Source organism: Pantoea sp. NPDC088449 (assembly GCF_044753225.1).
Lineage (GTDB): Bacteria > Pseudomonadota > Gammaproteobacteria > Enterobacterales > Enterobacteriaceae > Pantoea > Pantoea floridensis.
Genome location: NZ_JBIVMT010000005.1, coordinates 255,951 through 268,270 on the forward strand (window position 1 = coordinate 255,951; position 12,320 = coordinate 268,270).

The 12,320-nt window shown below is 55.4% G+C and carries 11 protein-coding genes; 8 read left to right on the forward strand and 3 right to left on the reverse strand.

Annotated features, from left to right (window positions below; genetic code table 11):
- The first annotated feature begins 73 nt into the window (after positions 1–73).
- Complete coding sequence (gene tatD / locus ACIP6T_RS21160) at positions 74–856, forward strand: 3'-5' ssDNA/RNA exonuclease TatD (RefSeq protein ID WP_400458750.1); 783 nt, start codon at positions 74–76, stop codon at positions 854–856.
- Here tatD and rfaH read toward each other — a convergent pair.
- On the reverse strand, positions 853–1,341 hold the full coding sequence (gene rfaH / locus ACIP6T_RS21165) for a transcription/translation regulatory transformer protein RfaH (RefSeq protein ID WP_097097608.1): 489 nt from the start codon (positions 1,339–1,341) through the stop codon (positions 853–855). The genes tatD and rfaH overlap by 4 nt on opposite strands.
- Positions 1,342–1,550: 209 nt before the next feature.
- Between rfaH and pepE the strand changes: the two genes are divergently transcribed.
- The 3 genes from pepE to fre all read left to right on the forward strand — a co-directional run bounded on the left by pepE (position 1,551) and on the right by fre (position 4,593).
- The gene (gene pepE / locus ACIP6T_RS21170) at positions 1,551–2,282 is read left to right on the forward strand and encodes a dipeptidase PepE (protein WP_400458752.1); all 732 of its coding nucleotides are present in this window, start codon (positions 1,551–1,553) and stop codon (positions 2,280–2,282) included.
- A gap of 85 nt (positions 2,283–2,367) precedes the next feature.
- Positions 2,368–3,852 carry a 4-hydroxy-3-polyprenylbenzoate decarboxylase gene (gene ubiD, locus ACIP6T_RS21175; RefSeq protein ID WP_097095320.1) on the forward strand — a complete coding sequence of 495 codons (1,485 nt, stop codon included), beginning with the start codon at positions 2,368–2,370 and terminating at the stop codon, positions 3,850–3,852.
- 39 nt (positions 3,853–3,891) lie between these two features.
- Complete coding sequence (fre, locus tag ACIP6T_RS21180; protein WP_345827466.1) at positions 3,892–4,593, forward strand: NAD(P)H-flavin reductase; 702 nt, start codon at positions 3,892–3,894, stop codon at positions 4,591–4,593.
- 52 nt (positions 4,594–4,645) lie between these two features.
- Here the strand turns inward: fre and fadA are convergent, their stop codons facing one another.
- Together fadA and fadB are read right to left on the reverse strand one after the other, a co-directional pair.
- On the reverse strand, positions 4,646–5,809 hold the full coding sequence (fadA, locus tag ACIP6T_RS21185) for an acetyl-CoA C-acyltransferase FadA (RefSeq protein WP_400458755.1): 1,164 nt from the start codon (positions 5,807–5,809) through the stop codon (positions 4,646–4,648).
- 10 nt (positions 5,810–5,819) lie between these two features.
- Positions 5,820–8,003, reverse strand: coding sequence for a fatty acid oxidation complex subunit alpha FadB (gene fadB / locus ACIP6T_RS21190; RefSeq protein ID WP_400458757.1), 2,184 nt, complete (start codon positions 8,001–8,003; stop codon positions 5,820–5,822).
- Between the two features lie 186 nt (positions 8,004–8,189).
- On the opposite strand from fadB, the gene pepQ reads away from it, so the two are divergent.
- Genes pepQ through hemG form a run of 4 tightly spaced genes read left to right on the forward strand, consistent with a single transcriptional unit; the run spans position 8,190 to position 12,171 of the window.
- Positions 8,190–9,521: a Xaa-Pro dipeptidase gene (pepQ, locus tag ACIP6T_RS21195; RefSeq protein WP_097095316.1), complete on the forward strand. Its 1,332-nt coding sequence runs from the start codon at positions 8,190–8,192 to the stop codon at positions 9,519–9,521.
- Positions 9,521–10,138 carry an IMPACT family protein gene (locus ACIP6T_RS21200; RefSeq protein WP_400458759.1) on the forward strand — a complete coding sequence of 206 codons (618 nt, stop codon included), beginning with the start codon at positions 9,521–9,523 and terminating at the stop codon, positions 10,136–10,138. Before pepQ ends, ACIP6T_RS21200 begins: the two co-directional genes overlap by 1 nt.
- A 27-nt stretch (positions 10,139–10,165) precedes the next feature.
- Positions 10,166–11,617: a Trk system potassium transporter TrkH gene (trkH, locus tag ACIP6T_RS21205; protein ID WP_097095314.1), complete on the forward strand. Its 1,452-nt coding sequence runs from the start codon at positions 10,166–10,168 to the stop codon at positions 11,615–11,617.
- Positions 11,618–11,634: 17 nt separating this feature from the next.
- Positions 11,635–12,171, forward strand: a complete 537-nt coding sequence (gene hemG, locus ACIP6T_RS21210; protein ID WP_400458761.1) for a menaquinone-dependent protoporphyrinogen IX dehydrogenase — start codon at positions 11,635–11,637, stop codon at positions 12,169–12,171.
- Positions 12,172–12,320 lie beyond the last annotated feature (149 nt).

Sequence of the window (12,320 nt, forward strand, 5' to 3'; positions counted from 1 at the left end):
GGGCACCCGCTAGCGAGCGGGAAGAGAAAGCATCTAAACCGCCCATTGGGCGGTTTTTTATTGGGGAGAAAACATGTTTGATATCGGTGTAAACCTGACCAGCACGCAATTCGCAAAAGATCGCGAGCAGGTTGTGAAACGTGCGCGCGAAGCAGGCGTCACCGGCCTGTTAATTACCGGCACCAATGCGCTGGAGAGTCAGCAGGCACGCCAGCTAGCAGCATTACATGCTGGTTATTGCTGGTCGACAGCGGGCGTCCATCCGCATCACGCCAGCGAATGGTCGGCGGAGACGGCGAATACCTTGCGCCGTCTCGCGGAGAGCGAACAAGTCGTCGCCATCGGCGAATGTGGACTGGATTTCAATCGCAATCTCTCGGCACACGATCAGCAAGAGTATGCTTTTGATGCGCAGCTGGCGTTGGCCGCTGAGCTGCAGCTGCCCGTTTTTTTGCATTGCCGCGAAGCACACGAGCGTTTTGTTGCCGTGCTTGAGCCGTGGTTGCCAAAACTGGCGGGTGCAGTGGTGCACTGTTTTACCGGTACGCGCGATGAGCTGCAGTCTTGCCTGGCGCTAGGACTTTCTGTAGGCATTACCGGCTGGGTGTGCGACGAGCGTCGCGGTATGGAACTGCGTGAACTGCTGCCGTTGATTCCGGCCGAGCGACTGTTGCTGGAAACGGATGCGCCCTATTTACTGCCGCGCGATATGCATCCAAGGCCGACTTCGCGTCGCAACGAGCCGTGTTTCCTGCCGCACATTGTGCAGCAAGTAGCAAACTGGCGCGGTGAAGAGGCAGAAGCGCTGGGCGCGCAGGTCAATCTCAACGCGCGCCAGCTGTTTAAACTGGCTTAAAGTTTACGGAACTGCTTGTTATCCACGCTGCGCATCACCTGTTTATTCAGCATGTTTAGCAGCAGCACCGAACGTGTTTCACCATCCGGCTCGGCAAAAATGGCGCGCAGCCCTTCGAAAGTGCCATCGGTGATGATCACTTCATCACCGCTCTGCGGCGTTTCCGGATCGAGTACGATCTGCGGCGTATCGGTTTGCAGCGCTTCGATCACATTATGCGATACGGTCGCCGGCATGGTGCCGAAGCGTACGAAATGGCTGACACCGCGCGTGCTGCTGATGGTGGTGGTGTGAATCGCTTCGGGATCAAACTCGATAAACAAATAGTTGGGGAACAGCGGTTCACTCACGGTAGTGCGTTTACCGCGCACAATCTTCTCCAGAGCGATCATCGGGCTAAGGCAATTCACCGCTTGCCGCTCAAGATGTTCTTTCGCGCGCAACAGTTGTCCACGTTTACAATAGAGTAAGTACCAGGATTCCATAACTGCTCCCAAATAATGGACGCTAAGAATATCAAACCTGCTGTCAGAGTTATAGCGCATCGGCCGAGGGAAACGGCATGCTGAAAAAAATTTCACTGCGAATCTTCTGATTGATACGTCTTTGTCACCGTTTCTTGCAAGAAAATTGACGGCCGACAACTATCTGTATCAGACTCCTTCTCCATCTTACGATTGAAATGGAGTGGCTGATGGAACTGTTCCTGTTAAGTAATGGCAAAGTGGCTGACGATGCGCCGCTGTTGAGTTACGCCCACCCGCAACTGCACGCGATGATCGCCCAGCGTGGAATCACATCCGCGGTATTGGTGCCCTACGCGATTATTCGTGGCGATCATGCGCAGCGAGCCCAGGATTTATCAGATTCATTAGGTATTGAAGTGCGTACCGTGCATGAGTTTACCTCGCCCGTTGCGGCGATTGAGCAAGCTGAGCTGATTTTGGTGAGCGGTGGAAATACTTGGTTCCTCAATCAAATGCTGCATGAGCACGGCCTGATCGTCGCGATTCAACGCGCGGTGCGTGAGCGTGATGTGCCGTACATCGGCTGGAGCGCCGGATGCAACGTAGCAACGCCTTCAATCAGAACCACCAATGATATGCCAGTGCGCAGCAGTGTGGTGCTTCCGGCACTTGGTCTGTTCCCGGTGCAGATCAATCCGCATTATCTGGATGCGCACGTCAGCGGTCATATGGGCGAAACGCGCGATGAGCGCTTGGCTGAATTCTGCGCCGTTAACCCGCATGAATCGGTGATTGCGCTGCGCGAAGCCAGCTTCCTGCACGTGAGTGAAAATCGTCTGCGTTACTACAGCGCACGCGGTGAAGACTTCAAAGTGTTCCGCCACGGCGAACCGGCTGCGGCATATCATGATGTGCTGGCGATACAGTCGCTGGTGCCGTTTTCCTGTCAGCCAGCCTGACGCACTTCTGACTCAGAAACCTCAACATGCTAGCGTGAAACACACCTATAATGGCGCTTCACTCTGGCCGGAAAGCTAAAGCCGCATGAAATATCAGGATTTACGAGACTTCCTCTCGCTGCTGGAACAGCGTGGCGAGTTAAAGCGCATCACTCAGGAGATCGATCCTGAACTGGAGATGACGGAAATTGCCGATCGCACCCTGCGTGCCGGCGGCCCGGCGTTACTGTTCGAGAACCCAAAAGGGTACGACATGCCAGTGCTGTGCAATCTGTTTGGTACCCCGAAGCGCGTGGCGATGGGCATGGGCCAGGAAGAGGTCAGTGCGCTGCGTGAGGTGGGTAAACTGCTGGCGTTCCTGAAAGAGCCGGAGCCGCCAAAAGGCTTCCGCGATCTCTTCGATAAAATGCCGCAGTTCAAGCAAGTATTGAATATGCCCACCAAGCGCCTGCGCAACGCGCCGTGTCAGGAAGAGATTTTTAGCGGTGATGAAGTCGATCTATCGCGTATTCCTGTGATGAAATGCTGGCCGGGCGATGCCGCGCCGCTGATTACCTGGGGATTGACCGTCACGCGCGGCCCGCACAAAGAGCGGCAAAACCTCGGTATCTATCGCCAGCAGGTGATCGGTAAGAATCGCGTGATTATGCGCTGGCTGTCGCATCGCGGCGGCGCGCTGGATTTCCAGGAGTGGTGCAAAGCGCATCCGGGTGAGCGTTTTCCGGTATCGGTAGCGCTTGGCGCCGATCCTGCCACCATTCTCGGCGCGGTCACGCCGGTGCCTGATACGCTCTCTGAATATGCCTTTGCCGGTTTGCTGCGTGGCAACAAAACCGAAGTGGTAAAGTGCATCTCGAACGAACTTGAAGTGCCTGCGAGCGCAGAAATCGTGCTGGAAGGCTATATCGAGCCAGGAGACATGGCGCCGGAAGGGCCGTACGGCGATCACACGGGATACTACAATGAAGTAGATAGTTTCCCGGTGTTTACCGTGACGCACGTAACGCAACGTCGCAACCCGATTTATCATTCAACCTACACCGGGCGTCCACCGGATGAACCGGCGGTGCTGGGCGTCGCGCTGAATGAAGTGCTGGTGCCGATTTTGATCAAGCAGTTCCCGGAGATTGTGGATTTCTATCTCCCGCCAGAAGGGTGTTCTTATCGCCTTGCCGTGGTGACGATTAAAAAACAGTATGCCGGTCACGCCAAACGCGTGATGTTCGGCGTGTGGTCTTTCCTGCGCCAGTTCATGTACACCAAGTTTGTGATTGTATGTGATGACGACGTTAACGCACGTGACTGGAACGATGTGATTTGGGCGATTACCACGCGCATGGATCCGGCACGCGATACGGTGCTGGTTGAGAATACGCCGATCGACTATCTCGACTTTGCCTCACCGGTTTCCGGTTTGGGCTCGAAGATGGGACTTGATGCCACTAATAAGTGGCCGGGCGAAACCACACGCGAATGGGGCACGCCGATTGTCAAAGATCCGGCCGTTACGGCGCGTATTGACGCCATTTGGGATGAATTAGCAATCTTTGCCGAGCCGCCGCAGCGCTAAAAGCGGCAGACCAACCAGACCCGAAGAAAAAGGGAACGCATGACAACGTTAAGCTGCAAAGTAACTTCGGTTGAAGCGATTACGGATACGGTTTTCCGCGTCCGTTTGATTCCGGCCGCGGATTTTAGCTTCCGCGCCGGACAATATCTGATGGTAGTGATGGATGAGCGCGATAAGCGCCCGTTTTCTCTGGCGTCCACGCCGATGGAAAAAGACATCATTGAACTGCACATCGGCGCATCCGATCTCAACCTCTACGCGATGGCGGTGATGGATCGCATTAAAAACGATCGTCAGATTACGGTAGATATGCCGCATGGCGATGCCTGGCTGCGTGAAGAGAGCGATCGTCCAATCATTCTGATCGCCGGTGGCACTGGCTTCTCCTACGCGCGTTCTATTCTGCTGACCGCGTTGGCACAAAAGCCCGATCGTGAGATTGCGATTTACTGGGGCGGTCGTGAGCTGATGCACCTGTACGATTTGGATGAGCTGAATGCGCTGGCGGTGAAGCATCCGAACCTGAAAGTGATTCCGGTGGTTGAGCAACCGGCGGACGATTGGGTAGGGCGCAGTGGTACGGTGCTGACGGCGGTGATGCAGGATTACGCTTCACTCAGCGAACACGACATTTACATTGCCGGTCGTTTTGAGATGGCGAAGATTGCGCGGGAGCGTTTCTGCGCTGAGCGCGGCGCGCTGGAAGCACAGATGTTCGGCGATGCGTTTGCGTTTATCTGACAGACAAAAAAGCCCGCCCGAGAGGGCGGGAACACGTGCAATGGTTAACGTATTAAACCCGTTCGAATACCGTTGCGATGCCCTGGCCTAAGCCAATGCACATGGTCGCCAGACCAAATTGTGCATCGCGACGTTCCATCAGATTCAGCAGCGTGGTACTGATACGCGCACCGGAGCATCCCAGTGGATGACCGAGCGCAATCGCGCCGCCATTTAAATTCACCTTCTCATCCAACTGTTCCAGCAAGCCCATGTCCTTGATGCACGGCAGCGCCTGGGCGGCAAAGGCCTCGTTGAACTCGAACAAGTCGATATCCTGCACGCTTAAACCCGCACGCTTCAGCGCCAGCTTACTGGCGGGAACCGGTCCGTAGCCCATAATCGACGGATCGCAGCCGACGACCGCCATGCTGCGAATACGTGCGCGCGGCGTTAAGCCGAGTTCGCGCGCGCGGCTTTCGCTCATCATCAACATGGCGGCGGCGCCATCGGAGAGCGCCGATGAGCTACCCGCGGTGACGGTGCCATTCACCGGATCGAATGCCGGACGCAACGAGGCTAATCCCTCCAGGCTGGTCTCTTCGCGAATCACTTCATCGGTTTCATAACGCTTCAACACGCCATCGGCATCGTGGCCGTAGGTTGGCACGATTTCGCGCTTAAAGTCACCGCGCTGAGTGGCTGCCCATGCGCGCTGGTGTGAACGCAGGGCAAATGCGTCTTGCTGTTCGCGCGTGATGTGATGCATGCGCGCCAGCATTTCAGCAGTTAAACCCATCATGCCTGCCGCTTTTGCCACCGTGCGACCAAGGCCTGGATGGAAATCCACGCCGTGGCTCATCGGCACGTGGCCCATATGTTCTACACCACCAATCAAGCAAGCGTGCGCATCGCCCACCATGATCGCTCGGGCCGCATCGTGCAGCGCCTGCATCGACGAACCACACAGGCGGTTGACGGTGCTGGCAGGTACACGATGGGGGATCTCCGCCAGCAGCGCAGCGTTACGTGCAATGTTGAAACCTTGTTCCAGCGTCTGCTGTACGCAGCCCCAGATAATATCGTCCAGCGCGGCGGGATCGACCGACGGATTACGGCTCAGCAGCTCGCGTATTAAATGCGCCGAAAGATCTTCCGCGCGAACCTGGCGAAATGCACCGCCTTTGGAGCGGCCCATCGGCGTGCGTACCGCATCAACAATCACCACTTTTTCCATTTTTATTACCTCAGGCACTTTGCAGCGCCGCTTCGTCAATTGGTTGCACCGCGGGATACCAGCTCTGATGCTGATGGGCTTTTTGCAACAGCAGCTCCGGGAGCGCATACAGCGGGCCTAGAGCGGCATAACGCTTAGCCTGATCGACGACGTTGCTGTTGCCGAGCGTATCCATGTAGCGGAATGCGCCGCCGCGGAAAGGTGGGAAGCCGAGGCCATAAACCAGCGCCATGTCGGCTTCCGCCGGCGAGGCGATGATCTTCTCTTCAAGGCAGCGCACGACTTCATTGAGCATTGGTAGCATCATGCGGTTAGCAATCTCTTCATCGCTAAACACGCGGGTTGGCTGGCTGATGGGTGCCAACAACGCATCCACTGCCGCATCGGCTTTCTTCTGTGCTTTGCCTTTTTTGTCCTGCTCCCAGCGGTAAAAACCCTGGCCGTTTTTCTGACCGTAGCGTTTGGCTTCGAACAGCACATCAATGGCGTCGCGATAATCTTTCTGCATACGTGACGGGAAACCTTGCGCCATCACTTGCTGGGCATGGTGCGCGGTATCAATACCGACCACATCCAATAACCAGGCCGGGCCCATCGGCCAGCCGAACTGTTTTTCCATCACTTTGTCGATCTGGCGGAAATCCGCTCCGTCGCGCAGCAGCAGACTGAAAGCCGCGAAGTAGGGGAACAGCACACGGTTCACAAAGAAACCCGGGCAGTCGTTGACCACAATCGGCGTTTTGCCCATCTTGCTGGCCCAGGCCACCACTTTGCTGATGGTCGCTTCCGAGGTTTGCTCGCCGCGAATCACTTCTACCAGCGGCATCCGTGGTACCGGATTGAAGAAGTGCATGCCGCAGAAGTTTTCCGGGCGTTGCAGAGCTTTTGCCAACTGGCTAATTGGAATGGTGGAAGTGTTAGAGGCCAGAATGGCATCTTCGCGCAGGTGCTGCTCAGTTTCCGCCAGCACTTTGGCTTTGATCTGCGGATTCTCAACAACGGCTTCCACTACCACATCGGTGCGTTCAAAACCGGCATAATCCAGCGTCGGTTGAATGGTGGTGAGCACGCTGGCCAGTTTGGCCCCGTCAATTTTGCCGCGTTCCAACTGTTTGTTAAGCAGTTTGCTGGCTTCTGTCATGCCCAGCGTCAACGCCTGTGGATTGATATCTTTCATCATCACCGGCACGCCTTTCCATGCCGATTGATAGGCGATGCCGCCGCCCATGATGCCTGCGCCTAATACTGCTGCTTGCTGAGGAGCTCCGACCGCGCTGCTGTGTTTCTTCGCCAAACCTTTGACGTACTGATCGTTAAGGAAAATACCAACCAGTGCGCGGGCGACATCGCTTTTCGCCAGCGGCACAAAAGCAGCGGTTTCCAGTTTCAGAGCATCGTCACGACCAAGACTGGCGGCGGCTTCAATGGTTTTCACGGCGGTAACCGGCGCCGGATAGTGTTTGCCAGCCGTTTGCATCACCATACTTTTGGCGATCGTGAAGCTCATTGCGGCTTCTATCGGACTGAGTTTCAGCGGCGCTAGCTTGGGTGCGCGACGCGCCTGCCAGTTGCCCTGCGTGATAGCGTCTTGCAATACGGTTAGCGCAGCCGCACGTAATTTGTCGCTACTGACGACTGCATCAACCAGGCCGAGCTTCAGGGCGCTGCTGCCATCCACATCTTTGCCCGCGGCGATGATTTCCATCGCGCTGTCAGCACCCAGCAGGCGCGGTAAGCGCACGCTGCCGCCAAAGCCCGGCATAATGCCCAGTTTGGTTTCTGGCAGGCCGATGCGCGCAGTTGGCGTGGCAACACGGAAGTCCACCGCCAGCACGCATTCGCAGCCGCCGCCTAACGCATAGCCGTCGATAGCCGCCACGGTGGGTACGGGTAAATCTTCCAGCCGATTGAAGATGCTGTTGGCGAAAGCCAGCCACTGGCTCAGGCTCTCTTCCGGCGCATCAAACAACGACAGGAACTCTGTGATGTCGGCTCCGACGATAAACGCCGGTTTGGCTGATGACAGCAGCAGGCCGCGCAGCGCGGGTTGTTGTTCCAATACGCTCAGCGCCTCGCCTAATGAGGCGACAGTTTTGGTATCGAGTTTGTTCACCGAACCGGGCGCATCGAATACCAGCTCGGCGATGCCGTCGTCAAGCCAGTGCACTGAAAGGGTATCGCCTTGGTAGAGCATGTTCGTCTCCTGAAACCGCGAATGATGATCTGGTCATACCAGATGGATCGGAGTGTGAGTGTGATGTTAATTATTTGCAAACGAGAGTTTGATTATTTGGTACGGCGATCACAGCGCGTGCAAGACGGCATCCGCAACACGGCTGTGCTACACTGCGGCCACTTTCGCGACATCGGAGACAAGTCCATGGATTCACTGAAAACCCTGTATCACGCGCACATCGATACGCTGCAGAAGCGGGCGCAACAGGTGCTGGCTCGCTTTAAGCTTGATGCCATGCTGATTCATTCCGGCGAGCTGCTGACCGTTTTTCTCGACGATCATGACTATCCGTTTAAGGTGAATCCCCAGTTTAAAGCATGGGTGCCGGTGACGCAGGTGCCAAACTGCTGGTTATGGATTGATGGCGTGAATAAACCGAAACTGTGGTTTTATTCACCGGTGGATTACTGGCACAACGTTGAGCCGCTGCCGAATAGCTTTTGGACCAACGATGTTGACGTAATCGGCTTGAAGAACGCTGATGACATTGCGCAGCTGTTGCCTGCTCAGCGCGATAACGTGGCGTATATCGGTCCGGTACCGTCTCGCGCTGCGCAGCTCGGCATTAATAGCGAGCAGGTGAATCCTAAAGGTGTGATCGACTTCCTGCATTACCATCGCAGCATCAAAACAGATTACGAACTGGCGTGTATGCGAGAGGCGCAGAAGCTGGCGGTGGCGGGCCATCGCGCAGCCAAAGAGGCATTCGAATCGGGTATGAGCGAGTTCGATATCAACATCGCCTATCTGACGGCTACCGGTCATCGCGATACCGATGTGCCTTACGGCAATATCGTCGCGCTCAATGAACATGCTGCTGTGCTGCATTACACCAAACTGGATCACCAGCCGCCCGCGAAACGCCATAGCTTTCTGATTGACGCCGGTGCGGAATATCTCGGTTATGCCGCCGATCTGACGCGCAGCTATGCGGCGCAGAGTAAATCGCGTTATGCCGATATGATCGCCGCGATGAACAAGGAAGAACTGGCGCTGATCGCCACGTTGAAAGCAGGTGTGCGCTATACCGATTATCATCTACAAATGCATCAGCGCATTGCGCGTCTGCTGCTGAAGTTTGAGCTGGTGAAAGGCCTGACCGAAGAGACGCTGGTGGCAGAAGATTTAACCGGTCCGTTTATGCCGCACGGTCTGGGACATCCGCTGGGCCTGCAGGTGCACGATGTTGCTGGCTTTATGCAGGACGACAGCGGCACGCATCTCGCTGCACCCTCACACTATCCTTACCTGCGCTGCACGCGCGTGCTGGAACCTGGCATGGTGCTGACTATTGAACCCGGCTTCTATATTATCGATTCGCTGCTGGCGAAGCTGCGCGGCGGCAAGTTCAGCCAATACTTTGACTGGGCAGCAATCGATGCATTGAAACCGTACGGCGGTATTCGTATCGAGGATAACGTGGTGGTTCACGCCAATCGTATTGAAAATATGACGCGCGATCTGCACCTTGCCTGATGGATGCTTATGACATTCCCGCTGAGGCCGTGAGTCTCAGCGAGGAAACCATTAAGAAAAGTCGCTTCATCACTTTGCTGGCGCATACTGCGGGCGTGGAAGCGGCGCGCGCGTTTGTGCAGCAGGTGAAGCAGGAACATCCCACCGCGCGGCATCACTGCTGGGCGTGGGTGGCCGGTGCGCCAGATGATTCGCAACAGTTGGGGTTCTCCGATGATGGTGAGCCGTCTGGCACCGCGGGGAAACCGATGCTGGCACAGCTGATGGGCAGCGGTATGGGCGAGATTACTGCGGTGGTGGTGCGCTACTACGGCGGCATTATGCTTGGTACCGGTGGCCTGGTAAAAGCCTATGGCGGCGGGGTGCAGCAAGGGCTGAAGCAGCTAGTACGCCAGCGTAAAGTGCCGATGGAGTCCTTTACCCTGCACTGTGATTATGCCCAACTCAGCGACATTGAGCGCTTGCTGCAGCGTTTTGACGGCATCATTGAAGAGAGCCATTATCAGGATCGTATTGCGCTACGTTTGGCACTGCCGCATGGGCAGATTGATGGCTTTCGCCAAAACCTCTCTGATTACAGCCGGGGCGCGCTGACGCTCATCCCGCTGACAAACTAAAAGCATCTGTTTAAAGGAAACGGCTGAATGCATTTTCGTGCCATTACCCGCATTGTGGGCCTGCTGGTGATTCTGTTCTCGGTGACCATGATCTTACCGGGCCTCGTTGCTTTAATTTATCGCGACGGTGCAGGGCGCGCGTTCAGCCAAACCTTTATGATGGCGATTGTGATTGGTTCGCTGCTGTGGTGGCCGAATCGCAAACAAAAAACTGAACTGAAGCCGCGTGAAGGCTTCCTCATCGTGGTGCTATTCTGGACCGTGCTCGGTAGCGTGGGTGCCATGCCCTTTATCTTCGCCGAACAACCGCATCTTTCGATTACCGATGCATTCTTTGAATCCTTCTCTGGACTCACGACCACCGGTGCCACCACGCTGGTGGGCCTCGATACGCTGCCGAAAGCAATTCTGTTTTATCGTCAGATGCTGCAGTGGCTCGGCGGGATGGGAATCATTGTGCTGGCGGTGGCGATTTTGCCGATTCTGGGCGTGGGGGGCATGCAGCTTTACCGGGCCGAGATGCCGGGTCCACTAAAAGATAACAAGATGCGTCCGCGTATTGCGGAAACGGCCAAAACCCTTTGGTTAATCTATGTGTTGCTCACCGTGGCGTGCGCGGTGGCGCTGTGGCTGGCAGGCATGCCGCTGTTTGATGCCATCGGCCATAGTTTCTCAACTATCGCCATTGGTGGCTTCTCCACGCATGATGCCAGCATCGGCTACTTTAATAGCCCAACCATTAACACTATCGTCGCGGTGTTTTTGCTGATATCGGGCTGTAATTACGGCCTGCATTTCTCGCTATTAAGTGGCCGTAATCTCAAAGTTTACTGGCGCGATCCCGAATTCCGTATGTTTATTGGCGTTCAGCTGACGTTGGTGCTGATCTGTACGGTGGTGCTGTGGTTCCACAATGTCTATTCCAGCGGTTGGCAAACGCTTAATCAGGCGTTTTTCCAGGTGGTATCAATGGCGACGACCGCTGGCTTTACAACTGACAGCATCGCACGCTGGCCGCTGTTCCTGCCTGTGCTGCTACTGTGCTCGGCGTTTATCGGCGGCATGGCGGGGTCTACCGGCGGTGGTTTGAAGGTGATTCGTATACTGTTGCTGTTTAAGCAGGGGTCGCGTGAGCTGAAACGGCTGGTGCACCCGAATGCGGTTTACACCATTAAGCTGGGTAATCGTGCGCTGCCAGAACGTATCCTCGAAGCCGTTTGGGGATTCTTCTCGGCATATGCTCTGGTGTTCCTGGTGAGCATGCTGGCTATTATCGCGACTGGCGTGGATGATTTCTCTGCGTTTGCTGCGGTGGCTGCAACCTTGAATAATCTTGGGCCGGGGTTGGGTGTTGTGGCTGATAACTTCACTTCGATGAATGATGTTGCGAAGTGGATTTTGATTTTGACCATGCTGTTTGGACGCCTCGAAGTGTTCACGTTGCTGGTGCTGTTTACGCCGACTTTCTGGCGTGAATGAAAAAATAGGATTGAGTAATGAAAGCGTTGATTCTTTATTCCAGCCGAGATGGGCAAACCCGTGAGATTGCCGCGCGTATTGCACAGACGTTAGCGCCGCAGCAGCTGTGCGACGTCATCGATTTGCTGCAGGCGCAGAGGGTTGATTGGACGCAGTACGATCGCGTGCTGATTGGTGCATCGATTCGCTATGGCCATTTTAATCCTGCACTGATGAAATTTGTCACACAACATCAGTCGCAGTTGCAGCAGCGCGTGAATGGTTTCTTTAGCGTCAACCTGACAGCGCGAAAAGCAGGTAAGTGCACGCCAGAAACCAATGCCTATACGCGCAAGTTCCTGGAAAAGTCGCCGTGGCAACCAGAATGCTGTGCGGTATTTGCTGGCGCGCTACGTTATCCGCGTTACCGCTGGTTTGATCGTATTATGATCCAATTGATTATGCGCATGACCGGCGGCGAAACTGATACGTCAAAAGAAGTGGACTATACCGATTGGAACAAAGTGACGCTTTTTGCCCAGGATTTTGCGCACTTACCAGGCAAATCGTTGTGAAATAGCGCGTTGTGGCGAAATTTAGGCCGGAAGATCATTTTTTTGCAATAAACCCTTGTCAGCTCCGAATAACTCCCTATAATGCGCCACCACTGAGACGGCAAAGCGGCAACGCAGGCGGCTCAGCAGGGAGTGAAGAAATTCATCCC